We start from the raw sequence: 24,318 nt of genomic DNA, 5'->3' as shown, positions 1-24,318 counted from the left end.
CGGGGCGTCGGTGCGCACCGGTCGACGCGTCGCACGAGCGCGTGGAAGGAGCACTAGCAGTGGGCGAGGGGTACGCATGACCGACACCGGCCAGGTCCCGGGTCAGGGACAGCCGGAGAACGCAGGCGGACACCGCGGGCAGCCGCAGGCCGTTCCCACCCCTGCCGACGCCGGACCCACCCAGCAACCGGGCGAGTACCCCTACCTCGGCCCGGCCGACGGCACCGTCGAGGACGACGACCTGCTGATGCCCGGCGCCCAGGGCGCCTGGAGCGAACAGGGCGCCCAGCAGCCGCCGCAGCCCGCCCAGCCGCAGGCCGTACCGCCGCAGCAGAGTGCGCCGTTCGACCCCGCCGCCGGCCACGCCCCGGCCGGCGACCACGAGACCGGCGGCCGGGACTCCGGTTCCGTCGACCTCGGCGCCGTCCGTGCCCAGCAGCCGGTCGTCCCCCAGCAGGCGCGCGCCCACGGTGCGGCCGCCCCGCGCCGCCCGCTCCACATGGGCCCGCCGGTCCCCGAGGCGACCGGCGGCGTGGTGCGTTCGCTGGCCGACCGGGGGCCCGCCGAGGCGCCCCAGCAGGCCGCCCGGCAGCCCGCCCCGCCGGCCGCTGGCCCCGAATACCTCGACGTCCCGCTCCCCGACGAGCAGACCGACGCCGTGCCGACCGACGCCGCCCGGCCGGTCGCGCCGCAGCCCGTCGGCGCACCGCCGGTCGACGCCGCGGCCGCCGCGGTGCAGGCCCAGGCCGCCCCCGCCCAGCCGCACCCCGAGGCCGTCGCCCCGGCGGCCGTGCGGCAGGAGCAGCAGCCCGTGGCGATGCCGTACGGCCGGCAGCCCTACGAAGGCCAGACGTACGCCGAGCAGTCCTACGGGGCCGCCGGCCAGGGCCCGTTGCCGGGCCCGCAGCTGGGCGAGATCCCGTCCCACACGCCGGCCCAGGCGCAGCCGTGGGGCGGCACACCCGTCCAGGCCGCGGTGCCCGTCGCGGAGCCGACCGCCGTGCCGGCCGCCCCGGTCCCCGAGGCCGGCGCGGAAGCGGTCGTGCCGGAGGCCCGGCCGCCCGCCCAGGACGGCGCACCGCCCGCCGAGCAGCCGCCCGCCGGACTGCCCACCGACCAGGCACCGGCCGGGCAGCCGCGGCCCGCGGCGGCGCCCGCCGAGGGCACGGTGGCCGACGAGGCCGTCGCCCCTGCCGCTCCCGTAGCCGCCGCTGTCGCGGAGCCGGGCGAGCCCGTCCAGGAGGCCGCGGCCCAGGCTCCGGCGCCGGAGGCCCCGGCCGAGCGGCCGCAGCCCGTCGACGTGGTGGCCACCGAGGCCGCGACGACCGAGGCCGCGGCAACTCCTGCCGCGGAGGCGGCCGTCCGGCAGCCCGCGCCCGAGCAGGCCGTCGCTCCGGACGCCGCGGTCGCGCAGCCGGCCGCCGAAGCCCCCGCCCCGGCCCAGGACGTCCCCGAGGCCGCGCCCGCGCAGCCCGAGGCGCCGGCGCAGGAGGACGCTCCCGCGACCCCCGAGGCCGCCGGCCGGCAGCCGGAGCAGGCGGCGGCCCCCGCAGAGGCGGTCCAGTCCCCGCAGGACACGGCCCAGCCCGCTGATGCTCAGCCGGCGCCCGACGCCCCGGCTCAGGCCCCGGCGGCGGACCAGCCGCAGGCCGCGACCCCCGCCGTACAGCCCGCCGCCCCCGAGGCCGCCCCGGCCGCCCCCGAGGCGCCGGCGGTGCAGCCCGAGCAGCCCGTCGCGGTCCAGCCCGCCGCCGAGGAGCCGGCCGCCGAGCCGCAGCCCGCCGAGGCCGCCGTGATCGCCCCGGCCGAGGGCACCACCGCCCCCGCAGCCGAGCACGCCCCCGCCGACGCCGCCACCGCCCCGCAGGCCGCCGACGCCCCGCCGGCCCCGGCGGAGGCGCCCCAGCAGCCCGTCATAGAGGCGGAGACGCAGCCGCAGGACACCGGAGCCCCGCAGGCCGCCGCTCCCGAGGACGCCGAGGCCCCGCAGCCCGCCCCGGAGGCGGAGGCCCCGCAGCCCGCCCCCGAGGGCGAGCAGCCCGCGCCTGCCGCCGCCGACGCCCAGGAGCACGCCGCCGAGCCGGCCGAGGCCCCGGCCCCGCCGGCCGCCGAGGAGGCCCCCGTCCACCCCGAGGCGGCGACCCCGCAGATCCCCGCCCAGGCGACCGCCGAGCCGGTGCCCGCCCCGCAGGAGTCCGCCGCCGACCCGGCACCGCAGGCCCCCGCGGCCACCGACGCCGCCCCGGCCGAGGCCGACGCCCTCCCGCACCAGCAGGACGACGCCCAGTTCGTCGAGCACGCCGAGGGCGACGACGCACACCCGGCCGAGTCCCCCGCCGCCGAGCCCGCGCCCACGACGGCCCCCGCGCCCGGCTACGACGACTCCGAGCGCGCCGCCGTCCACCGCGTCATCCGCGAACGCCGCGACATCCGCAACGGCTTCCGCCCCGACCCGATCCCCAACGACGTCCTGCTGCGCGTCCTGGAGGCGGCCCACACCGCCCCCAGCGTCGGCCACTCCCAGCCCTGGGACTTCGTCGTCATCCGGTCGGACGAGACCCGCGCCAAGATGCACGAGCTGGCCATGCGGCAGCGCGACGCCTACGCCAAGTCGCTGCCCAAGGCCCGCGCCAAGCAGTTCCGCGAGCTGAAGATCGAGGCCATCCTCGAAACGCCGGTGAACATCGTCGTCACCGCCGACCCCACCCGCGGCGGCCGGCACACCCTCGGCCGGCACACCCAGCCGCAGATGGCCCCGTACTCCTCCGCGCTCGCCGTCGAGAACCTCTGGCTGGCCGCCCGCGCCGAGGGCCTGGGCGTCGGCTGGGTCAGCTTCTTCGACGAGCGCGAGATGGTCCGCGAACTGGGCCTGCCCGAACACCTGGAGATCGTCGCCTACCTCTGCGTCGGCTACGTCGACGAGTTCCCGGACGAGCCCGAGCTGCTCCAGGCCGGCTGGTCCAAGCGCCGCCCGCTCTCCTGGGTCGTCCACGAGGAGACCTACGGCCGCCGCGCCCTGCCCGGCGAGGACCCGCACGACCTCGTCCAGGAGACCCTCGCCGGCATCCGCCCGCTGGACGCCAAGGCGCTCGGCGAGGCGTGGGAGCGGCAGAAGCGGATGACCAAGCCGGCCGGCGCGCTGGGCATGCTGGAGATCATCTCCGCGCAGCTGTGCGGCCTGTCCCGGAAGTGCCCGCCGCCCATCCCGGAGCCGGCCGCGGTCGCGATCTTCGCCGGCGACCACGGTGTGCACGCCCAGGGCGTGACCCCCTGGCCCCAGGAGGTCACCGGCCAGATGGTCGCCAACTTCCTGGGCGGGGGAGCGGTCTGCAACGCCTTCGCCAACCAGGTCGGCGCCGAGGTCTGCGTGGTCGACGTCGGCGTGGCCGGCGACCTGCCCGCCACCCCCGGCCTGCTGCCCCGCAAGGTCCGCCCCGGCACCGCCGACTTCACCCAGGGCCCGGCGATGACCCAGGACGAGGCCCTCAAGGCCATCGAGGTCGGCATCGAGACCGCCCGGGACCTCGTCGCGGCCGGCAACAAGGCGCTGCTGACGGGCGAGATGGGCATCGCCAACACCACCTCCTCGGCCGCCCTGATCGCCGTCTACACCGGCGTCGACCCGGCCGAGGTCACCGGTCGCGGCACCGGCATCAACGACGAGACGCACGCCCGCAAGGTCGAGGTCGTCCGCCGCGCCCTGGAGTTCCACCAGCCCGACCCGGCCGACCCGATCACCGTCCTCGCCGCCCTCGGCGGCCTGGAGCACGCGGCCATGATCGGTCTGATCCTCGGCGGCGCCTCGCTGCGCACGCCGGTGATCCTGGACGGCGTCAGCGCCGGCGCCGCCGCCCTGGTGGCCCGGGCCATCGCCCCCGAGGCGCTGGCGGCCTGCATCGCCGGCCACCGCAGCGCCGAACCGGGCCATGTCGCGGCCCTCAACAAGCTGGGCCTGCGCCCGCTGGTCGACCTCGACCTGCGGCTCGGCGAGGGCACCGGCGCACTGCTCGCGCTGCCCGTCGTGCAGAGCGCCGCCCGCGCGATGCACGAGGTCGCCACCTTCGACTCCGCCGGAGTCACCGAGAAGAGCTGACACCGGGCCGGCCCGAAGACCGGGCCGCCCCCGCATGACCCCCGGCCCGCAGCCTCATAGGCTGTGGGCCGGGGCGTACGTCCCGGCAGGGCCGTACCACCCCTCAGCCGCTCCGGTGCCGCAGCGACTGAACGGTCGTCGAACCCGCATCACCGCACAAGGAGCCACCCCGCCATGGCCGAACCCGTCGTCGAACCCGCTGCCTACCCCGTCGGACTGCGGCTGTCCGGCCGCCGTGTGGTCGTTCTGGGAGCGGGCCAGGTCGCCCAGCGCCGGCTCCCCGCACTCCTCGCCGCAGGCGCCGACGTCCTGCTGGTCTCCCCGTCCGCCACCGCCTCCGTCGAGGCGATGGTCGACGCCGGCGAACTCCGCTGGGAGCGCCGCCGCTACCGCCCCGGCGACCTCGACGGCGCCTGGTACGCGCTGATCTCCACCGACGACCCCGAGGCCAACGCCGCCGCCTCCCAGGAGGCCGAGGAGCGCCGCGTCTGGGCCGTCCGCTCCGACGACGCCGAGGCCGCCACCGCCTGGACGCCGGCCACCGGCCGCAGCGAGGGCGTCACGGTGGCCGTCCTCACCGGCCGCGACCCGCGCCGTTCCGCGGCCGTCCGCGACGCCATCGTCGAGGGCCTGCGCGACGGCAGCATCGCCGCCCCGCACCACCGCCGCCCGCACACCCCCGGTGTGGCGCTGGTCGGCGGCGGCCCCGGCGACCCCGACCTGATCACCGTTCGCGGCCGCCGCCTCCTCGCCGAGGCCGACGTCGTCATCGCCGACCGGCTCGGCCCGCGCGATCTGCTCGCCGAACTCCCGCCGCACGTCGAGGTCATCGACGCCGCCAAGATCCCCTACGGGCGGTTCATGGCCCAGGAGGCGATCAACAACGCCCTGATCGAGCACGCCAAGGCCGGCAAGGCCGTGGTCCGGCTCAAGGGCGGCGACCCGTTCGTCTTCGGCCGCGGCATGGAGGAGGCCCAGGCACTCGCCGACGCCGGCATCCCCTGCACCGTCGTCCCCGGCATCTCCAGCACCATCTCCGTCCCCGGCGCCGCCGGCATCCCCGTCACCCACCGCGGCGTCGCCCACGAGTTCACCGTCGTCAGTGGCCATGTCGCCCCCGACGACGAGCGCTCCCTGGTCGACTGGCCCGCACTGGCCGCGCTCCGCGGCACCCTCGTCGTCCTGATGGGCGTGGAGAACAGCGGCGCCATCGCCGCCAAGCTCATAGAGTGCGGCCGCCCCGCCGACACCCCCGCCGCCGTCGTCCAGGAGGGCACCACCGCCGCCCAGCGCCGCGTGGACGCCACCCTCGCCACCCTCGGCGAGACCGTACGCACCGAGGGCGTCCGCCCGCCGGCCGTCATCGTCATCGGCGACGTCGTCGGCCTCACCCCCGCCGCCCCGTCGCACTGACCGGAACCACCGACCGAAACCGCTTCCCGGCCCAGCCTCCTCGACACCGACAAGGCACTATCTCCCCGTGGCAGAAATCATCACCGTCGACGACCCGGACGACCCGCGGCTGGGCGACTACACCGGCCTCACCGACGTCGAGCTGCGGCGCCGCCGCGAACCGGCCGAAGGACTCTTCATCGCCGAGGGCGAGAAGGTCATCCGCCGCGCCCGGCACGCCGGCTACGAGATGCGCTCCATGCTGCTCTCGGCCAAGTGGGTCGACGTGATGCGGGACGTCATCGACGAGGTCCCGGCCCCGGTCTACGCCGTCAGCCCGGACCTCGCCGAGCGGGTGACGGGCTATCACGTGCACCGCGGCGCCCTCGCCTCCATGCAGCGCAAGCCGTTGCCGACGGCCGCCGAACTCCTCACCGGCGCCCGCCGGATCGCGGTCATGGAAGCGGTCAACGACCACACCAACATCGGTGCCATCTTCCGCAGCGCCGCCGCCCTGGGCATGGACGCGGTGCTGCTCTCCCCGGACTGCGCCGACCCGCTCTACCGCCGCTCGGTGAAGGTCTCCATGGGCGCGGTCTTCTCGGTCCCGTACGCCCGTCTGGAGACCTGGCCGCGGGACCTGGCCGTCGTCCGGGAGGCGGGTTTCAGCCTGCTCGCGCTGACCCCGGCCGACGGGGCCCGGGCCCTCGACGAGGTCGCCCCGCACACCCTCGAACGGGCCGCGCTGATGCTCGGCGCGGAGGGCGGCGGCCTGACCACGGGCGCCCTGCGCGCCGCCGACGAATGGGTCCGCATCCCCATGGCCCACGGCGTCGACTCCCTCAACGTCGGCGCCGCCGCCGCAGTCGCCTTCTACGCGGTCACCGCCACACCCCACACACCGGCCACGACACCGCCCACCGCCTCTCCCCAAACGCCGCCCACCGCTCCTCCCCACACGTCGGCCGCTGCTGCTCCCCACCCACCGGCCACCGCTCCTCCCCACACACCGGTCGCCGACCCGCCGCACACGCCGGAATAACCCCCCACCCACCCCACGTTGTGGCCCCGCAGGGGGCCCACGCACCCCCTAGGGAATCCGTTCCCCCACCCCCTAAGGCCCACCACCCGCCCCCTTCGGAGCCGCACGCACGGGAACGGCGCCCCTCACGCCCCGGCCGCGTACCCTCAGTGCCGCCGTGCCCCGCCACCGGCCGTACCACCGGCCGCGCTCCCGGCGTCATGCGACGCCACGCTCACCGGCCGCTCGCCGCCGAGCCCACGGGTCGGGCCCTGGCATCCCTGGGCCGCCGCGATCCCCAGCGCCACCAGCAACGTCACCACCACGAACACCACCACGCGCTGCCGCAGCAGCCGCCGGTCCGGACCCGGCCGCCGGCCGCCCGCACCCGTGCGCGGCGGCGTACGCGAACCGTTTCGCCCCGTGGGCCGCGAGGCCGGCCGCTGCCCGGTGGCCCGTCCACCGGTCCGCGCGGCGCCGCCCGACGACGCGGGACCCCGATCCCGCGCCGCCGCGTCCCGCGACCCCGCGGGCCGGGCCGGCCGCGGCGCGGACGTACCCCCCGTACCCCGCTCGGTCCGCTGACGCGCGTACTCCTCGGCGCGCCGCCCGGTCGGACGCTCCGCAGGCCGCCGCTCCGCGCGGCCCCAGCCGTCCTCGTCGCCCGGCGAGTTCTCCCACGCCCCGGCCGAGTGCCCGTGCGCCTCGCGGGCCGCGATCTCCTTCAGCCGCAGCGACAGCGACAGCGTGCTGGGCCGGTCCGCCGGGTCCTTGGCCAGGCATGACGCGAGCAGCGGCGCCAGCGCGTCCGGCACCCCGGCCAGCTGCGCCTCCTCGTGGACCACGCGGTAGAGCATGACCTCCGAACTGCCCTGCCCGAACGGCGAGTCCGCGGTGCAGGCGTACGCGAGGGTGGCGCCCAGCGAGAAGATGTCGGTGGCCGGCGTCACCGCCGCGCCGCGCACCTGCTCCGGTGCCAGGAAGCCGGGCGACCCGACGGCCGTTCCGACGTGCGTCAGCGTGCTGGCCCCGGTCGCCCAGGCGATCCCGAAGTCGATGATCCGCGGACCCTTGGGCGACAGCAGGATGTTGGACGGCTTCAGATCCCGGTGCACCACACCCGCGTCGTGGACGGCCAGCAGCCCCTCGGACAGCGCCGCCCCGATGGCGGCGACCTGCGCGGGGGAGAGCGGTCCCTCCTCGTTCACCTTGTCGTGCAGCGAGGGACCGGGGACGTACTGGGTCGCGAACCACGGACGGTCGGCGTCCAGGTCCGCCGCCACCAGCCGCGCCGTACAGCCGCCGCGGATCCGCCGGGCGGCCGAGACCTCGCGGGCGAACCGCGACCGGAACTCCTGATCCTCCGCCAGATCCGGCCGGATCACCTTCAATGCGACCCGCTGCCCGCGCTTGTCCGAGCCGAGGTAGACCACGCCCATCCCGCCCGCGCCGAGCCGGCGGTGCAGTCGGAACGATCCGACGACACGCGGGTCCTCGCGCCGGAGCCGCATCATCGCCATGTCCGTCCCCTGCCTGCGGTGGGGAGGCCCCACTCCGCTCAACCGTCTGACGTGGCACAGCTTACGGATTGACGGCTCGCTGTGCTGAGAGGCCGCGCATGCGTCGGCAACCGGATTACCGGTGGCCGCCCCGATCCCCGCCGCACGGAGGGAATTCGGCCCGCCCCCCGGCCCCGCTACCCGCACCGAGCCCCAATGATCCCTTCCCCAACGGACTTTGACGGAGCGAAAGGTGCGGAAACGGCGCGGGCCCCGTCTTGCGCGAGCCCCGCGCGACGGCCGGGACGGTCGTGCACACAGGAGATCCCCTAGTGATCGAAGTCACCGTTTCGGCATCCCCGCCCGCGGCGGACCTGTGTACCTCCCGCGCGCCGCATCCCCGCTCCTGGCGCCCCTCACGGGGATCTCTCCGGGTGCGGTCCCGCCTCTCTCCACCCAGGGGAGTACGCCGGGGCCCCGGCCGTCATCCTCCTGGAGGCCCGCCAAGCGGTACGACGGCATGACGCCCGGGCCCCCTCCGCGCGCCTAGGCTTGAGGTCAAGCGGCGGGCGCAGCACTCGTCCCCCGAGGTCAGACGCCCGCCGCCCTGGATCACGACGGGAGCGGGGCGATGGCGGAGAGCACGGGGCGGACGGCCCTCCGGACGCGGGGCCGCAGGGCTGGCACCGCGTTCGGCGGAAGCCGGCCCGCCGGTACCCGCCATCCCCTCATAGCGGTCGCCATGGTGCTGCCGCTGGCGGTCCTCCTGGCCGTGGTCTTCGGCGGCTGGGAGGCCGTCGTCACACAGGCGTCGTCCGTGGCCGGCATGCTGGGGCACTGAGCGGACGCCCCGGTCCCGGAAGAGCGGTCCGGGACGGCTGCCGGCCGAAACCCCGTGGGGACGGGGGTGCGGCGGACGGCACGAATGGCCGGGCATCTGGGGAGATGCCCGGCCATCTGGCTTTTTCCGGAACTTCCGGGCCGCACGGCGGAGTTGGCCGCCACGACGTTCGGACACAACGACAGAGGGCCGAAGCTGCTGCTCCGGCCCTCTGCCCTCGGTGTGGACGATACTGGGATTGAACCAGTGACCTCTTCCGTGTCAGGGAAGCGCTCTCCCGCTGAGCTAATCGTCCTCGGGTCCGCGGCTCTCGCAAGATCACCGCGGGTACTGCGTGCGCGATACTGGGATTGAACCAGTGACCTCTTCCGTGTCAGGGAAGCGCTCTCCCGCTGAGCTAATCGCGCGGGGACCTGGTGTGACCAGGTCAGTGGACGATACTGGGATTGAACCAGTGACCTCTTCCGTGTCAGGGAAGCGCTCTCCCGCTGAGCTAATCGTCCTTGGAGGTGGAGACGGGATTTGAACCCGTGTAGACGGCTTTGCAGGCCGTTGCCTCGCCTCTCGGCCACTCCACCAGGAGTGCGTGCAGGGGGTTCGGGATGATCCCCCACATCGAGCGGACGACGAGACTCGAACTCGCGACATCCACCTTGGCAAGGTGGTGCTCTACCAACTGAGCTACGTCCGCGGGAGGCTCTCCCAGACTACGTCGGGAAGCTCCCTGGCCTCCGGGGCGCTTCCGCGTCCCGGCGACGTGTTGAACTTTAGCGGATTCCGGGGCCAGTACAAAAACGCGTTTGTGCAGCGTGCTGCGCTGCTCGTTCGGGCCGGGCGATCGAGGGGGCCCCGCCATAGACTCACTGACGTGCACGACTTCGCTCCGATGGCCCGCTTCGGCGGCCTGATAGCCACCGACCTGCGCGATGTGACCAGCGATCCCGCGGCCCTGGACTCCGCCGGCTGGTGGGCGGTGACCGCCGACTTCGAGGGGGGAGTGGTCTGCGCCCGCTTCGCGGACGTACGCCCCGCCACGGCCGCGGACGCCCCCGCGCCCGGCGCCTGGCGCGGCCCCGCACCGGCGGACTGGCGCAGTTCCCTGGACCGCGCGGCCTATACGGACGGCGTCCGGCGCATCCGGGCCCACATCGCGGCCGGCACGGTCTACCAGGTCAACCTCTGCCGGGTATTGACCGCACCGCTGCCCGACCCGCTGTGCGCCGACGTGGACGCGCTCTCCGCCGTCCTGGCCCGCGGCAACCCCGCGCCCTACGCCGGAACGATTCGTCTGCCCGACCACGGCGTCGAGATCGCCACCGCCTCCCCGGAGCTCTTCCTGCGCCGCGACGACCGCACCGTGGAGTCCGGCCCCATCAAGGGCACCGGCTGCACCCCGGCGGACCTCTCGCAGAAGGACCGTGCGGAGAACGTGATGATCGTCGACCTGGTCCGCAACGACCTGGGGCGGGTCTGCGCCACCGGCTCGGTCACCGTCCCCGCCCTGTGTGCCGTGGAGGAACACCCCGGCCTCGTCCACCTCGTCTCCACCGTGCGCGGCGAACTGGCCGAGGCCCACGAGAAGACGGCGTGGGCCGATCTGCTCGGGGCCACCTTCCCGCCGGGGTCGGTCACCGGCGCCCCCAAGTCCAGCGCCCTGCGGATCATCGAGGAACTGGAGACCGCCCCACGGGGCCCCTACTGCGGCGGCATCGGGTGGGTGGACGCCGACCGCCGCACCGGCTGGCTCAACGTCGGCATCCGCACGTTCTGGATCGACCGTGCCGCCCCCGAGGGACCGGCGCTCCGCTTCGGCGCGGGCGCCGGGATCATCTGGGACTCGGATCCGGAGCGGGAGTGGGCCGAGACCGAGTTGAAGGCGCGCCGACTGCTCGCGGTAGCGTCCGGTGAGCACGAAGTGAGCGGAGGACCCAAGCGATGAAGATCTGGCTCGACGGGGAACTACGGGACGCCGACGGCGCCCGGGTCTCGGTCTTCGACCACGGCCTGACGGTCGGCGACGGGGTCTTCGAGACGCTCAAGGCCGAGCGGGGGCGCGCCTTCGCCCTCACCCGCCACCTGGAGCGCCTGGCCCACTCCGCCCGCGGGCTCGGACTGCCCGACCCCGACCTCGACGAGGTGCGGCGCGGCTGCGCGGCCGTCCTGGAGGCCAACCCGATGGCGCTGGGCCGGCTGCGGATCACCTACACCGGCGGCATCTCCCCGCTCGGATCGGACCGCGGCGAGGCCGGCCCGACCCTGGTCGTCGCGGCCTCCGAGGCCGGCCGCCGCCCGGACACCACCGCGGCCGTCACCGTCCCCTGGACCCGCAACGAACGCGGCGCCCTGACCGGCCTGAAGACCACCTCGTACGGCGAGAATGTCGTGGCCCTGGCCCGCGCGCGCGAACGGGGCGCCTCCGAGGCGCTGTTCGCCAACACCGTCGGCGCGCTCTGCGAGGGCACCGGCTCCAACGTCTTCGTCGTCCTCGACGGCGAACTGCACACCCCGCCGCTGCACTCCGGCTGCCTGGCCGGCATCACCCGCGCCCTGACCGTCGCCTGGGCCGGCGCCAAGGAGACCGACCTGCCGCTGGACGCCCTGGAGAGCGCCGAGGAGATCTTCCTGACCTCCACCCTGCGCGACGTCCAGGCCGTGACCCGGATCGACGGCCGCCAACTCGCCGACGAACCGGGCCCGGTGACCGCCGAGGCGATGCGGATCTTCGACCGGGAGTCGGCCGCGGACTTCGACCCGCGCTGAGGGTGACGGGCCCGCGGCGGGCGAGTAGAAAGTCCTCGTGACCACTACGCTGCGCCCCGCGGGCCCCGAAGTACGACACGACGACGGCCGCCGGTCCCGCCCCTACGACATCTGCGTCAACAGCCGCCGGGTCGGCGGGATCCAGCTGGCCACCGACGCCCGGTTCGGGCCCACCGCCGGCCGGATCGAGGCCCTGGGCGTGGCGGCCCCGGACCGGCACCGCGGCCGCGCCACGGTCGCCGCGCTGGCCGCCGAGGAGGTGCTGCGCGGCTGGGGCTGCCGGCAGATCGAACTGACCGTGCCCGCCGAGGCCGAGGCCGCGGTACGGCTCTCGGCGGCCCTGGGCTACACCGAACGCGGCCGCATCCTGTCCCGGGCCCTGACCCGCCCGGGCGGACTCCCCGACGGCAGCACCGACCGGCCGTTGGACGAGGCCGGGTACCCGGCCTGGCGGGAGGCCGCGATCGCCGAGCGGGTCGGGCACCAGACCGCCCAGGGGATGTCCCGGGAACGCGCCGAGGAGACCGTGCCCGCCGAGCACGACGCGTTGCTCCCCGAGGGCGCGGCCACCCCGGGCCATGTGCTGCGGGTCCTCGCCCACGAGGGCACCGACGTCGGCACGCTGTGGCTGGCCCTGCGGCTGCCCGGGCAGCCCGGCGGCTACGTCATGGACGTGCGGGTGGCGCCCGAGCACCGGGGCGAGGGGCACGGCCGCAGCCTGATGCTCGTCGCCGAGCGGGAGACCCTGGCCGCGGGCCGTTCCTCCCTGGCGCTCAACGTGCAGGCCGACAACGCCCCGGCGTTGGGCCTCTACCGCTCGCTGGGCTACCGGCCCACGGCGTACCGCCTGTGGAAGCCGATCCTCTGACGCGGTCCGCCGACCGGCCCGGTCTCCTGCGGGCCCGGCCGGAACCGCCGGGCCGTGACGGCTCAGCCCGCCGCGGTGTCCTGTCCGGCCAGCAGCCGGTCGGCGATCTCCTCGATCCGGGCCCGCAGGCCCTCCTGGCTCTTGCCGCCGTCCAGCCGCTCGCCGCCGATCTCGTACGTCGGGGTGCCGGTGACCCCGATCGCCTTGCCCTCGGCCTCGTCCGCGTCCACGGTCAGCAGGTGCCGGCCGTCGACCAGCGCGGTGTCGATCTCCTCGGCGTCCAGCCCGAGCTCCCCGGCGACGTCCAGCAGCACCCTCTCGCCGCGCCTGCCGAGCTCCTCGGCGCGCGCCAGCACCGCCTCGACGTACGGCCAGCCCCGGCCCTGTTCGGCCGCCTCCTCGGCGGCCTGGGCGGCCGCGTAGGCGTGCTTGTGCTTGGCCAGCGGGAAGTGCCGCAGCCTGATCTCCAGCCGGTCGCCGAAGCGCTCGCGCAGCGCCCGGACGTCGCTCAGGGCGGTGGTGCAGTCGGTGCACTGGAGGTCGCACCACACGTCGAGGACGGGACGGGCGGGGCTGACGGGGTTGGTGGGGCCGGAGGCGGCGGCGTCGTTCATGCGGCCAGTCTTCCAGCCCGTCGGCCTGGGGAAGAACCCGGACCTGCGGAGGAGGGCGACCCGGAGATCTCCCTGAGGTCCGGGCCGGGACATGGCCTGTGCAGGGCCGGAGGGGGCAGGATGGAGGGGAGCGCGGAACGCCCGCTCGCCCCTTCGACCGGCAGGAGGACCGGATGCTGACCTCGACGATCTGTGCCGCGGTCTCGGCAGCGGGCCTGGGCATCGCCGCGCTGACCGCCTATCGCAAGCGCTTCCTGGCCGCGACCCGGATCGCCGCCTTCGCTCTGATCCCGATCGGCCTGGCGATGACGCGACTCATCGACTGGGTCACCAGTCTCGTCCTCAATCCCACGGTCTGGGCCGGATTCGGGGTGCTGGCGCTCTCCGCGGTGCTGTTCATGATCAGCCGGCTGGCGGAGCGGCGCCGCGGGATACCGGGCCGCAAGGAGCGCCGGGCAGCGGCCGCCTCCGAGGCGCCGGCGGTGGCGCCGGCCGCCTCCGTGCCCTCCCTCGGTGCCGGCCGCAAGGCCCCCGGGAGCACGGCGGCCCCGGCCTCGGACAGTGCTCCGAAGGATGACTTCTCGGACATCGAAGCGATCCTGAAAAAGCACGGGATCTGATGAACTCCCGCTGCTGAGCGGCCCATTGCGGGTTCCGGGCCGATCATCTGCGCGATGATGCGCGCGAGATGAACGATGAGTGCGCCCTCGCCCAAGACGACGCCACGTCCCCCGAGCCCCGCGGTTGCCTGTTCGCGCTGTCCCAGCCGCCGCTGATGCTCTTCCTGGCCGTGATCGGCCTGCTGCTCCTCCTAGGCGCGGTACACGACCTGTACATCCTCTGACGCCCGGCACGGGTCGGTCCGGTCGCGGCGTACGGGCATCCGGCGCCCGCCGTGTGCCCGGCCCCGGCCGCCGTCGCTCAGCCCGCCGCTTCCCGCCGCCGGGCGCGGTACGCCGCGACGTGCAGCCGGTTCCCGCAGGTCCGGCTGTCGCAGTAGCGCCGCGAGCGGTTCCGGGAGAGGTCGACGAAGGCGTGCCGGCAGTCCGGTGCCTCGCAGCGCCGCAGCCGCTCGCGCTCCCCGGCGACGAGGATGAAGGCCAGCGCCATCCCGCCGTCCGCGGCCAGGTGCTCGGCGACCGAGGCGCCGGGTGCGAAGTAGTGGACGTGCCAGTTGTAGCCGTCGTGGTCGGTCAGCTGCGGGGTGGTGCCCGCCGAAGCCACCAGTGTGTTCAGCCGGGCGGCCGCGGTGCGGTCGTCGCCGGCCGCGAAGATCTCCGCGAAGCGCGCCCGGACGGCCCGCACGGCCGCCAGGTCGCCCGGCCCGAGGGAGCCCACGTCGCTGACCTGGTTGCGCCGGACGAACTCCGCGAGCGTCGCGAGGTCGGTCAGGCTGTCCGGGGCGCCGGGGGAGTCCCCCTCGGGCGCGGTGTTCAGCAGGTCGACGACCGCGTCCAGCGCGCACCGGGTGTCATGGGTGATCAGCACGGTTCCGCTCCCTGGCCGGGTGGGGTCGGCCGGTGCCGCCCCGGTGTCGTTGGCGAGTGGTCGCCGACTCTAGCGCCTGGGACAAGCCTCGGCGCCGTCCCCGCGGTGGTCCGCGGCGACGGCGCCGAAGTGTGCCGTGTGAACTTGTCGGTCCTGCGCCGTCTCCCCGAGTCGGACGGTCGCAAGCGTGAGCGGATGGATGCGGAAAGTGTGCGTACTGCGTCTCAGCTCTCCGCCAGGATGTGGGAGAGCTCGGTGTCGAGATCGAAGTGCCGGTGCTCCGTACCGGGCGGTACGGCGGCGTCCGTTCGCTTCAGGAAGGATTCCAGCGCCCGCGCCGGGGCCTCCAGGAGGGCTTCCCCCTCCGGGGAGCTCAGGGCGATGCAGACGACGCCCTGTCCGTGGCTCCGGGACGGCCAGACGCGGACGTCTCCGGTGCCCGTGGGCCGGTGCAGGCCCTCCGCGAGGAGGTCGCGGGCGAAGACCCACTCAACCGTTTCCTCGGCTCCGGTGTGGAAGGTGGCGTGCACGGCATACGGATCGGCCGTGTCATACCGCAGGCCCGCGGGTACAGGCAGTGAGGACTCGCTCGACACAACGAGGCGCAGGTGCAGCTCGCAGCTGACCGTGGTGTTCATAAGCGCCAGGGCCTTTCGCTCAGTGTGCGCTCGGGGATTCGCACGTCGGCGAAATCGACATGCCACCTACGGTGCCGTTGTAAACCCCTCTGCCGGTTTTGGGTGGCTTCAGATACCTCTTACGGCGGATTGCGTGATCGTCCCCGGCGGTATTTCGGCCAGCGGATCATGTCCGTTGCGTGGGCGGCACGAATACGCAGAGTAATGGAGCGGGGAGCGCTTCGCGATGATCTCCGTCGGCTCGGCGTGCCGGGCTCCTGGCCTCGGTGCACGGACGAGGGTGCGGGGCCGGCCGGTCCGTGCCGGCGCAAGATTGGCCGGGGCCGCCGCCGTGGTCGGGAGCGCCTCCGACGTGCGGTAATGTTGGCGGTGCGCCCGGGCGATTAGCTCAGTGGGAGAGCGCTTCGTTCACACCGAAGAGGTCACTGGTTCGAACCCAGTATCGCCCACCCCGGACGACGGCCCGGAGACTCAAGTCTCCGGGCCTTCGCGGTTGTTGGGCCTTTCCCGGGGCGTCGGGGCGCACACTGGGATCATGCCCGACACGTCACGCCGGCCGTGCCGTCTGCACCGCTACCGCTTCCGCAGCGTCTGGCTGCTGAACGCCCCGCCCACCGTCGTCTATGCGGTGCTGGAGCGGGTCGAGGCGTATCCCCGCTGGTGGCCGCAGGTGCGCGAGGTCGCCTCGCTCGACGAGCGCAGCGGTATCGCGCGCTTCCGGTCCTTCCTGCCGTACGACCTGGTCGTGGTGGCCAGCGAGACCCGGCGGGACCCGGGTGCCGGGGTGCTGGAAATCGGGATGCGCGGGGACCTGGCCGGCTGGGCGCGGTGGACGATCGTGCCCGGCGAGGGCGGCACCCGGGCGGTGTTCGAGCAGGACGTGGAGGTGCGCAAGCCGGGGTTGCGGCGCTGGGTGCTGCTGGGGCGGCCGCTGTTCCGGCTCAACCACGTGCTGATGATGCGGGCCGGGCGGCGCGGGCTGGCGGCCTGGCTGGCCCGTGGGTGAGGGTCCGGAACGGAATTTGATGGAAGGGCCTGGCGGCCTGTATTGTTCAGGTCGTTCGCGGGGGAAACCTCGCGGGGACCCGGGCGATTAGCTCAGTGGGAGAGCGCTTCGTTCACACCGAAGAGGTCACTGGTTCGAACCCAGTATCGCCCACCGGGATCATGAACCGGACCGTCGGAAGACGGTCCGGTTCTTTTTTTGTCGGTGTGCCGGCAGTGGCACTTCACGAACAGTCAATTCGGTTCGGTTGCAGCGGAGTTGGGAATTCCGCCGGAATTTCCGAGGGGGAATCAGGCCGCGGCGGGGAGTTCCGGTCGCAGGGGCCAGTGCGGGTCGACGGGCTCGGGGGTGCCGCTGCGGGCGAACCACGCCTGGAGGCCGCGGGCCTGGGCCGCGTGCCAGACCGCCTGCCGGGTGTGCAGCTCGGCGGGCTGAAGGCCCTCCAGCCGGGCGGCGAAGCGCCGGCCCAGCTCCCGGACCACCCGCAGCGCGGCCACCGCGTCCGCGGCCGCCTCATGGGCGTCGGTCAGCTCGATCTCGTAGTGCGCGCACAGGTCCGTGAGGGTGCGGCGGCCCTTGCGGTAGCGGTCCAGGTGCTTGTCCAGGACGCGGGGGTCGAGGACGTGCAGCGGGTGTGCGCCCAGATAGGCGTTCAGGGAGCTGGCGCGGTGGCGCTTCAACTCCCGCTCCAGCAGCGTCAGGTCGAACGGGGCGTTCATCACCACCAGCGGGCGGCCGGCCACCGCCTGGGCGGCCAGCGCGCGGGCCACCTCCTCCAGTACCGGTGCCGGCCAGCGGCCGTGCCGCGCGAGGTGATCGGCCGTCAGGCCGTGCACCGCCGTCGCGGCCTCCGGTATCTCCACCCCGGGGTTGACCAGCCAGCGGGTGATGCGCGGGGCGGCGCGCGGGGTCTCCTGGACGACCAGGGCGGCGGAGACGATGCGATCGCGCTCGACGTCGATGCCCGTCGTCTCGGTGTCGAAGGCGGCAAGTGGACCGTCATACCAGCGCGGCATCATCCAACTCCTCGCGGTCGTACGGGGGATGACGGTGCACGTCACCCGAGCTGGTGATACCCGGGGTGAGGACGGCTCGAACCGCCCTTGTTTGCGGGCCGCTTGACGCGGAGACAACCACAGAGGACGGGACGGCGCGCACCGCGCGGTCCGGCGGCTTCCCACGCCGGGCTCCGCCCCCGCCGCCCGGACACATCGATTCGGCACGGCCCGGAAGGCATCCGCGATGACCCTCGCGCAGCCCGAACCGGGCGGGCTGTCCCCCGCAAGCGGGCGGTACCCCCGGCCCTCCCTCACCCCGCGGCGCGGTGGCCTGGCCACCACCGCCTGCATGGAAACCCTCCAGGTGGGCTACCTGCACGCGGTCGCCGCCGCCTCCGGGTGCTCACTGGCACAGCCTTTCCCGGACAACGGAATCGACTGGCACGTCAGCCATGCCGCGCCCGGCCACACCGTCGACGACGAGGTGACCATCAAGGTGCAGCTCAAGTGCACCTACCAGACCGCCCCGCGCCCGCCCGGGCCCACCTTCGGCTTCACGCTCGACAACGACCACCTGGTCAAGCTGGCCCGCACTCCGGTGGCGGTGCACAAGATCCTCGTCGTGATGCTCGTCCCGCGGGATCCGGACGACTGGCTGCGGGCCGGGCACGACCACCTCGAACTGCGGCACTGCTGCTACTGGATCAACCTCGCCGGCCATCCGGTGACCGGCCGGCGCAGGACCACCGTGCGGATCCCGACCACGCGGATCTTCGACGACCGTGCGCTGCGCGAGATCATGACGCGGGTCGGGGCGGGAGGGAGACCCTGATGGACCGGCTGACCGACGACCACGGCCCGACCGACGACTACGGCCCCACCGACGATTACGGTGCGCCGCCGCCGGACCCCGCACGGCTCGATCCGGCGGTGCTCGGCGCCCTGCTGGCCCGGCACGGCTGGCGGCGCCGGGGCGCGGCGGTCGGCCGCTGCGCCCGCTGGACCCCACCGGACGGGGCGGCCGGCACCAGCCTGCTGGTGCCGCACGACCGCCGGTTCCCCGACAGCGCCGAGCTGCTGGCCGAGGCGCTGGCGGCGCTGGAGCGGAGCGCCGCGCCCTCGGCCCGCGAGGTGCTGGTCGGGCTGGCGGTGCCCAGCGACGAGGTCCGCTGGGAGCGCGAGGTCCCCGACGGCGGTCCCGGGACCGCGCACTGGGTGGCGCAGGAGCAGCTGCGCGGCGCGGCCCGCGCCCTGCTGACGGCCGGCGCGCTCGGCAGCTATGCCCGCGCCGGCTACTACGGCGCCCGGTACCAGCGGCGGGCCGCCGGCTTCCTGGGCGAGGTGCTGGTCGGTCCGGCCCCGGCCGGCCGCCGGCTGGCCGCGTTCGTCCCCGTCCGGGCCGGGCGCGGCGCGGTCGCCGGGCTCCAGCGGGCGCTGCACGCGGCCCGGGACGCCACCGACTACCAGCGGGCCACCGGCGGCATGGAGGCGTTCGACGCGGCGGTCGGGCTGGGCGTCTGCCACGAGCTGGCACAGGCGCTGATCGCGCTGGTGCGGGGGGCGGAGGGGGTGCGGATCACCATCGCCTGGTCGCCGGCGGCCGGCACCCCGGCCGGGTTCGCGGCCCGCCCGGAACCCGTCGAGTTCTCGCCCGGCGACCTTCCCGCGCTCCAGCAGGCCGCCCAGCGCTACGTCCGCGCCGAGCCGTCGCTGCCGGTGCGGGTGACCGGCACCGTCGTACGGCTGCGCCGGGAGCGGCCGGACGGCCCGGGGTCGGTGCGGCTGCGGGTGATCACGGGGGCGGACGTGGGGCAGGTGCGGGCGGCCCTGGGGGAGGACGACTACCGGATCGCCGGCCACGCGCACCTGGCCGGGCTGCCGATCCGGGTCAGCGGCCGACTGGAGCGCCGGGGCGGCTTCCGGCGGATCACCGGCGGCCGGGACGTCACCCCCGTACAGGTCGATCCGGCCGACCGGGACCGGCTGCTGAAGGCGCTCTGGACGGACCCCGCGGGGCCCGGGGGCACCGGGGACGGCGGATACGGCGAGGACGGCGAGGTGTGCGGCGGGCCGGCGGCGGATGCCTGAGCGGCCGGGGCGAAGCCGTTTCGCGGTGCGGTCCTGCGGCTCGGTACGATTCGGAGGCGCAGCAAACGCTGACGCGAGTGAAGACATGAGTCAGGAGAGACCGGTGTCAGACGTCCGTGTGACCGTCCAGCGTGATTCCGAGCGGGAAGAACGCGTGGTGACCACGGGCACTACGGCCGCCGACCTCTTCCAGGGCGAGCGCAGCGTGGTGGCCGCACGGGTGGCCGGTGAGCTGAAGGACCTCACCCACGAGCTGGCCGACGGCGACGAGGTCGAGCCCGTGGAGATCACCTCCGAGGACGGCCTGAACATCCTGCGGCACTCCACCGCGCACGTGATGGCCCAGGCCGTCCAGGAGCTCTTCCCCGAGGCCAAGCTCGGCATCGGCCCGCCGATCAAGGACGGCTTCTACTACGACTTCGACGTCGAGAAGCCCTTCCACCCCGACGATCTCAAGCGCATCGAGAAGAAGATGCAGGAGATCCAGAAGCGCGGCCAGAAGTTCGCCCGCCGCGTGGTGACCGACGAGGACGCCCGCGCCGAGCTGGCGGACGAGCCGTACAAGCTGGAGCTGATCGGCCTCAAGGGCTCCGCCGCGGACGCCGCCGAGGGCGCCTCCGCCGAGGTCGGCGCCGGCGAGCTGAGCATCTACGACAACCTCGACGCCAAGACCGGCGAGCTGTGCTGGAAGGACCTGTGCCGCGGGCCGCACCTGCCCAGCACCCGCGCCATCCCGGTCTTCAAGCTGATGCGGTCGGCCGCCGCCTACTGGCGCGGCAGCGAGAAGAACCCGCAGCTCCAGCGCATCTACGGCACCGCCTGGCCGACCAAGGACGAGCTCAAGGCGTACCTGGACTTCCTCGCCGAGGCCGAGAAGCGCGACCACCGCAAGCTCGGTGCCGAGCTGGACCTCTTCTCCATCCCGGAGGAGCTGGGCTCCGGCCTCGCGGTCTTCCACCCCAAGGGCGGTGTCGTCCGCCGGGTGATGGAGGACTACTCCCGCAAGCGGCACGAGCTGTCGGACTACGAGTTCGTGAACACCCCGCACATCACCAAGGAAGCCCTCTTCGAGACCTCGGGGCACCTGCCGAACTACGGCGAGGCGATGTTCCCGCCGCTGGAGTTCGACGGGCAGAACTACCGCCTCAAGGCGATGAACTGCCCCATGCACAACCTGATCTTCAAGGCCCGCGGCCGCTCGTACCGCGAACTCCCGCTGCGGCTCTTCGAGTTCGGCACGGTGTACCGCTACGAGAAGTCGGGCGTGGTGCACGGTCTGACCCGGGCCCGCGGCTTCACCCAGGACGACTCGCACATCTACTGCACCAAGGAGCAGATGCCGGACGAGCTGGACAGCCTGCTGACCTTCGTCCTGGACCTGCTGCGCGACTACGGCCTGAACGACTTCGAGCTGGAACTCTCCACCCGCGACCCGGAGTCCGACAAGTTCATCGGCGAGGACGCGGAGTGGGAGGAGGCCACCGAGGCGCTGCGCCAGGCGGCCGAGAAGCAGGGGCTGCCGCTGGTCCCGGACCCGGGCGGCGCCGCGTTCTACGGCCCGAAGATCTCGGTGCAGGCGAAGGACGCCATCGGCCGGTCCTGGCAGATGTCGACGATCCAGGTCGACTTCCAGCAGCCCGCCCGCTTCGGCCTGGAGTACACCGCGGCGGACGGCTCCAAGCAGCAGCCCGTCATGATCCACCGGGCGCTGTTCGGCTCCATCGAGCGGTTCTTCGCGGTGCTGCTGGAGCACTACGCGGGTGCCTTCCCGGCGTGGCTGGCCCCGGTGCAGGCCACCTGCATCCCGATCGGCGACGCCCACGTCCCGTACCTGGCGGAGTTCGCCGCGGAGGCGAAGGCCAAGGGGCTGCGGGTCGAGGTGGACTCCTCCTCGGACCGGATGCAGAAGAAGATCAGGAACGCTCAGCGCAGCAAGGTGCCGTTCATGATCCTCGCGGGTGATGAGGACATGGCGGCCGGGGCGGTGTCTTTCCGCTACCGCGACGGGTCGCAGGAGAACGGCATCCCGCGTGACGAGGCATTGCGGAAGCTCGTTGATGTGGTGGAGCGCCGGATTCAGCTGTGAGGTGTGCCCCGCGTAAGCGGGGGTGATCCGATTCGGAAGGCGCACAAGGCCAAGGTGCCGTTGTCCCCGCGTAAGCGGGGTTGGGCCCCGGGAGAGCATCCGCTCCCCGGGGCCTTCGCGCGGGGTGCCCGATGAGGCCCGCCCCAACGGCCCGCCGCCGAACGGCGAAGCAATATGCTGGCCCGTATGACAAGCGAGCCGGAACAGCAGATCGGAGTCGGGACCCAGGACGCCTTCCAGCGCCTGTGGACGCCCCACCGGATGGCCTACATCCAGGGGGAGAACAAGCCGAGCGGCCCGGGCGCCGACGACGGCTGTCCGTTCTGCACCATTCCCTCGAAGTCGGACGAGGACGGCCTCGTCGTCGCCCGCGGCAAGCGGGTGTACGCGGTGCTCAACCTCTATCCGTACAACGGCGGGCACCTCATGGTCGTCCCGTTCCGCCATGTCGCCGACTACACCGAGCTCGACGAGCGGGAGACCGCGGAGCTGGCGGACTTCACCAAGCGGGCGATGGTGGCGCTGCGCACCGCCTCCGGGGCGCACGGCTTCAACATCGGGATGAACCAGGGGAGCGTGGCCGGCGCCGGTATCGCCGCCCACCTCCACCAGCACGTCGTCCCCCGCTGGGGCGGTGACACCAACTTCATGCCGGTGGTCGGGCACACCAAGGTGCTGCCCCAACTCCTCGCCGACACCCGGTCGATGCTGGCCGCTGCCTGGCCGGAGTAGGCGCCGTGCACGCCGGGTGAACGGGGCGACACGCGCCCGGATGAATCGTATAAATCGCCCCGATTGGGAAATCTTGCCCCTCTAATGGGGTGGTGACCTCCCTGGATCGTCGCTCCGTGCTGCGCGCGGCCGCCTCGGCCGCGGCCGCCGGTGCGCTTGTGTCGGGCTGCGACCGGCAGCGGTCGGCGGACTCCGCCGCCACCGCCGCACGGGCCGCCGACGGACCGAGCCCCCAAGGGACGGGCCGGCCCGCGCCCGCCCGGCACCCCGCCGCCCGGCCGCCGACCCGTGCACCCGGCCTGCCCCCCGAGATCGACCACGGACCGCGGAACGGCCACGCGGTCGCCCTCACCTTCCACGGCCGGGGCGACCCCGGGCTGGCGAAGGCGCTGCTGGGCGAGGCCGAGCGGGCCGGTGCCCGGGTCACCGTGCTCGCGGTCGGCGACTGGCTCGACGAGCAGCCCGCGATGGCCCGCCGCGTCCTGGACGGCGGCCATGAGCTGGGCAACCACACCATGCACCACCGCAACATCTGCGCGCTGCCCGCCGACGCCGCCTACGCCGAGATCCGCCAGTGCGCCGACCGACTGCAAAAACTCACCGGCAGCATCGGCAGCTGGTTCCGCCCGTCGCAGACCCGGCGGGCCACCGGGCAGGTGATCCAGCTGGCCCGCCGGGCGGGCTACCCGCACGTCCTGTCGTACGACGTGGACTCCCTCGACGCGAACGACCCCGGTGCCCCGGCCGTCCAGCGCACGGTCCTGGACGGCATCCGCCCGGGGTCGGTCGTCAGTCTCCACCTCGGGCACGCCGGCACGGTGGCCGCGTTGCCCCCGATCCTCGACGGCCTCCGCCGGCGCGGTCTGCGCGCGGTGACGACAACGGAGCTAGTGACCTGATGGCTGACCGGAACCGTACCCACCCCCGCCCGACCGGCTCCCGCCCCGACCGCCGGGCGGCGCTGCTCCTCGCGGCCTGCGCCCTGATGGCGGCGGGCTGCGCCGGCGGCGGGGAGCAGTCCGCCTCGCAGCCCGCCGGACCCTCGCCCCACAAGGCCGTCGCCCAGGGCCTGCCCGGGATGCCGCCGCTGCTGGACCAGCACGACCTGTACGCCGCGGACCGGCCCAACCGGCTGGCGCCGCAGGTCAGGAACTACCCGTCGCGGATCTACGTGCCCAACACCGGCTCCGACACGGTCAGCGTCATCGATCCCAGGACGTACAAGGTGATCGAGACGATCCCGGTGGGCGTGCAGCCGCAGCACGTGGTGCCGTCCTGGGACATGAAGACGCTGTGGGTCAACAACAACCGGGGGCACGACCTCACCCCGATCGACCCGTCCACCGGCAAGGCCGGCAAGCCGGTCAAGGTCCACGACCCGTACAACCTCTACTTCACGCCGGACGGGAAGTACGCCGTGGTGATGGCGTCGATGGACCGGCAGCTGGTGTTCCGGGACCCGCACACCATGGAGATCCGCAAGACCCTGCCGGTCGACTGCGCGGGCGTCAACCACGCCGACTTCTCGCCGGACGGGAAGTACTTCATCGTCTCCTGCGAGTTCTCCGGCGAACTGCTCAAGGTCGACACCGCGAAGATGAAGGTGGTCGCCCAGCAGAAGCTGCCGTTCGAGGGCGCGATGCCGCAGGACGTGAAGATCTCGCCGGACGGCCGGACCTGGTACATCGCCGACATGATGGCCGACGGCGTGTGGATCCTGGACGGCGACGCCTTCGGCCGGCCGAAGCTGCTGCCGACCGGCAAGGGGACGCACGGCCTCTACGTCAGCCGCGACTCCCGCACCATGTACGTCTCCAACCGGGGCGAGGGCTCCGTCTCGCTGCTGGACTTCAGGACCGGGAAGCTCGTCGACAAGTGGCACATCCGCGGCGGCGGCAGCCCGGACATGGGCGGGGTCTCGGCGGACGGCAAGGTGCTGTGGCTGTCCGGGCGCTACAACTCCGAGGTGTACGCGCTCGACACCCGTACGGGGAAGACCCTGTCGAAGATCCGGGTGGGGGAGGGGCCGCACGGGCTGGCGGTCTATCCGCAGCCGGGGCGGTACTCGCTGGGGCACACCGGGATCTTCCGCTAGGCCCGCCGGGTCCGGCCGGCCCGCCGGGTCCGGTCGTTCCGGCCGGGGGACGGAAACGGGCGCGCGCCCGGCGGAAGCCGTGCGCGCGCCCGTCCGTGC

Annotated in this window: 21 protein-coding genes and 7 tRNA genes; 18 read left to right on the top strand and 10 right to left on the bottom strand. The window is 74.0% G+C overall.

Annotated elements, in window-relative coordinates:
* Positions 1-76: 76 nt before the first annotated feature.
* The 3 genes from cobT to K2224_RS23560 all read left to right on the top strand — a co-directional run bounded on the left by cobT (position 77) and on the right by K2224_RS23560 (position 6,527).
* Positions 77-4,093, top strand: a complete 4,017-nt coding sequence (gene cobT / locus K2224_RS23570) for a nicotinate-nucleotide--dimethylbenzimidazole phosphoribosyltransferase (RefSeq protein ID WP_221908497.1) — start codon at positions 77-79, stop codon at positions 4,091-4,093.
* 174 nt (positions 4,094-4,267) lie between these two features.
* Complete coding sequence (cobA, locus tag K2224_RS23565; protein WP_221908496.1) at positions 4,268-5,506, top strand: uroporphyrinogen-III C-methyltransferase; 1,239 nt, start codon at positions 4,268-4,270, stop codon at positions 5,504-5,506.
* 67 nt (positions 5,507-5,573) lie between these two features.
* Positions 5,574-6,527: an RNA methyltransferase gene (locus K2224_RS23560; RefSeq protein ID WP_221908495.1), complete on the top strand. Its 954-nt coding sequence runs from the start codon at positions 5,574-5,576 to the stop codon at positions 6,525-6,527.
* Between the two features lie 146 nt (positions 6,528-6,673).
* On the opposite strand, the gene K2224_RS23555 is transcribed toward K2224_RS23560, so the two are convergent.
* On the bottom strand, positions 6,674-8,026 hold the full coding sequence (locus tag K2224_RS23555) for a serine/threonine protein kinase (RefSeq protein WP_221908494.1): 1,353 nt from the start codon (positions 8,024-8,026) through the stop codon (positions 6,674-6,676).
* Positions 8,027-8,636: 610 nt separating this feature from the next.
* Between K2224_RS23555 and K2224_RS23550 the strand changes: the two genes are divergently transcribed.
* Positions 8,637-8,846 (top strand): hypothetical protein, encoded by a 210-nt coding sequence (locus K2224_RS23550; RefSeq protein ID WP_221908493.1) that lies wholly within the window; start codon positions 8,637-8,639, stop codon positions 8,844-8,846.
* A 223-nt stretch (positions 8,847-9,069) separates the two neighbouring features.
* Here K2224_RS23550 and K2224_RS23545 read toward each other — a convergent pair.
* The 5 genes from K2224_RS23545 to K2224_RS23525 form a co-directional block, all read right to left on the bottom strand.
* Positions 9,070-9,141, bottom strand: a tRNA-Val gene (locus K2224_RS23545).
* A 40-nt stretch (positions 9,142-9,181) separates the two neighbouring features.
* A tRNA-Val gene (locus K2224_RS23540) sits at positions 9,182-9,253 on the bottom strand.
* Between the two features lie 24 nt (positions 9,254-9,277).
* A tRNA-Val gene (locus K2224_RS23535) sits at positions 9,278-9,349 on the bottom strand.
* 1 nt (position 9,350) lies between these two features.
* Positions 9,351-9,424: transfer RNA gene (locus K2224_RS23530), tRNA-Cys, on the bottom strand.
* Between the two features lie 40 nt (positions 9,425-9,464).
* Positions 9,465-9,537, bottom strand: a tRNA-Gly gene (locus K2224_RS23525).
* Between the two features lie 177 nt (positions 9,538-9,714).
* Between K2224_RS23525 and K2224_RS23520 the strand changes: the two genes are divergently transcribed.
* Genes K2224_RS23520 through K2224_RS23510 form a run of 3 tightly spaced genes read left to right on the top strand, consistent with a single transcriptional unit; the run spans position 9,715 to position 12,474 of the window.
* On the top strand, positions 9,715-10,785 hold the full coding sequence (locus K2224_RS23520; protein ID WP_221908492.1) for a chorismate-binding protein: 1,071 nt from the start codon (positions 9,715-9,717) through the stop codon (positions 10,783-10,785).
* Positions 10,782-11,606, top strand: a complete 825-nt coding sequence (locus tag K2224_RS23515) for an aminotransferase class IV (protein ID WP_221908491.1) — start codon at positions 10,782-10,784, stop codon at positions 11,604-11,606. Before K2224_RS23520 ends, K2224_RS23515 begins: the two co-directional genes overlap by 4 nt.
* 37 nt (positions 11,607-11,643) lie before the next feature.
* Positions 11,644-12,474 carry an N-acetyltransferase gene (locus tag K2224_RS23510; protein WP_221908490.1) on the top strand — a complete coding sequence of 277 codons (831 nt, stop codon included), beginning with the start codon at positions 11,644-11,646 and terminating at the stop codon, positions 12,472-12,474.
* Positions 12,475-12,536: 62 nt separating this feature from the next.
* On the opposite strand, the gene K2224_RS23505 is transcribed toward K2224_RS23510, so the two are convergent.
* Positions 12,537-13,088: a DsbA family protein gene (locus tag K2224_RS23505; RefSeq protein ID WP_221908489.1), complete on the bottom strand. Its 552-nt coding sequence runs from the start codon at positions 13,086-13,088 to the stop codon at positions 12,537-12,539.
* 173 nt (positions 13,089-13,261) lie between these two features.
* Here K2224_RS23505 and K2224_RS23500 point away from each other — a divergent pair, with 173 nt between their 5' ends.
* The gene (locus K2224_RS23500) at positions 13,262-13,708 is read left to right on the top strand and encodes a hypothetical protein (RefSeq protein WP_221908488.1); all 447 of its coding nucleotides are present in this window, start codon (positions 13,262-13,264) and stop codon (positions 13,706-13,708) included.
* 68 nt (positions 13,709-13,776) lie between these two features.
* The gene (locus tag K2224_RS23495) at positions 13,777-13,932 is read left to right on the top strand and encodes a hypothetical protein (RefSeq protein ID WP_018540225.1); all 156 of its coding nucleotides are present in this window, start codon (positions 13,777-13,779) and stop codon (positions 13,930-13,932) included.
* 77 nt (positions 13,933-14,009) lie between these two features.
* On the opposite strand, the gene K2224_RS23490 is transcribed toward K2224_RS23495, so the two are convergent.
* Both K2224_RS23490 and K2224_RS23485 read right to left on the bottom strand, forming a co-directional pair.
* Complete coding sequence (locus tag K2224_RS23490; protein ID WP_221908487.1) at positions 14,010-14,576, bottom strand: CGNR zinc finger domain-containing protein; 567 nt, start codon at positions 14,574-14,576, stop codon at positions 14,010-14,012.
* Positions 14,577-14,800: 224 nt separating this feature from the next.
* The gene (locus K2224_RS23485; protein ID WP_003959770.1) at positions 14,801-15,214 is read right to left on the bottom strand and encodes an SsgA family sporulation/cell division regulator; all 414 of its coding nucleotides are present in this window, start codon (positions 15,212-15,214) and stop codon (positions 14,801-14,803) included.
* A gap of 377 nt (positions 15,215-15,591) precedes the next feature.
* On the opposite strand from K2224_RS23485, the gene K2224_RS23480 reads away from it, so the two are divergent.
* The 3 genes from K2224_RS23480 (at position 15,592) to K2224_RS23470 (ending at position 16,373) form a co-directional block, all read left to right on the top strand.
* A tRNA-Val gene (locus tag K2224_RS23480) sits at positions 15,592-15,663 on the top strand.
* Between the two features lie 86 nt (positions 15,664-15,749).
* A complete protein-coding gene (locus tag K2224_RS23475) occupies positions 15,750-16,220 on the top strand; it encodes an SRPBCC family protein (protein WP_221908486.1) in 471 nt (156 codons plus the stop codon).
* Between the two features lie 81 nt (positions 16,221-16,301).
* A tRNA-Val gene (locus tag K2224_RS23470) sits at positions 16,302-16,373 on the top strand.
* Positions 16,374-16,510: 137 nt separating this feature from the next.
* Here the strand turns inward: K2224_RS23470 and K2224_RS23465 are convergent.
* Positions 16,511-17,236: an exonuclease domain-containing protein gene (locus K2224_RS23465; RefSeq protein ID WP_221909892.1), complete on the bottom strand. Its 726-nt coding sequence runs from the start codon at positions 17,234-17,236 to the stop codon at positions 16,511-16,513.
* 226 nt (positions 17,237-17,462) lie between these two features.
* Here K2224_RS23465 and K2224_RS23460 point away from each other — a divergent pair, with 226 nt between their 5' ends.
* The 6 genes from K2224_RS23460 to K2224_RS23435 all read left to right on the top strand — a co-directional run bounded on the left by K2224_RS23460 (position 17,463) and on the right by K2224_RS23435 (position 24,219).
* On the top strand, positions 17,463-18,050 hold the full coding sequence (locus K2224_RS23460; protein ID WP_221908485.1) for a DUF4365 domain-containing protein: 588 nt from the start codon (positions 17,463-17,465) through the stop codon (positions 18,048-18,050).
* Positions 18,050-19,306: a hypothetical protein gene (locus K2224_RS23455; protein WP_221908484.1), complete on the top strand. Its 1,257-nt coding sequence runs from the start codon at positions 18,050-18,052 to the stop codon at positions 19,304-19,306. Before K2224_RS23460 ends, K2224_RS23455 begins: the two co-directional genes overlap by 1 nt.
* 103 nt (positions 19,307-19,409) lie before the next feature.
* On the top strand, positions 19,410-21,392 hold the full coding sequence (gene thrS / locus K2224_RS23450) for a threonine--tRNA ligase (RefSeq protein WP_221908483.1): 1,983 nt from the start codon (positions 19,410-19,412) through the stop codon (positions 21,390-21,392).
* 174 nt (positions 21,393-21,566) lie between these two features.
* Positions 21,567-22,124 carry an HIT domain-containing protein gene (locus K2224_RS23445; RefSeq protein WP_221908482.1) on the top strand — a complete coding sequence of 186 codons (558 nt, stop codon included), beginning with the start codon at positions 21,567-21,569 and terminating at the stop codon, positions 22,122-22,124.
* Positions 22,125-22,240: 116 nt separating this feature from the next.
* On the top strand, positions 22,241-23,023 hold the full coding sequence (locus K2224_RS23440) for a polysaccharide deacetylase family protein (protein ID WP_221909891.1): 783 nt from the start codon (positions 22,241-22,243) through the stop codon (positions 23,021-23,023).
* On the top strand, positions 23,023-24,219 hold the full coding sequence (locus K2224_RS23435; RefSeq protein WP_221908481.1) for a YncE family protein: 1,197 nt from the start codon (positions 23,023-23,025) through the stop codon (positions 24,217-24,219). Before K2224_RS23440 ends, K2224_RS23435 begins: the two co-directional genes overlap by 1 nt.
* Positions 24,220-24,318 lie beyond the last annotated feature (99 nt).

Source organism: Streptomyces sp. BHT-5-2 (assembly GCF_019774615.1).
Taxonomy (GTDB): domain Bacteria; phylum Actinomycetota; class Actinomycetes; order Streptomycetales; family Streptomycetaceae; genus Streptomyces.
This window is presented reverse-complemented; position numbering and strand designations above follow the sequence as displayed.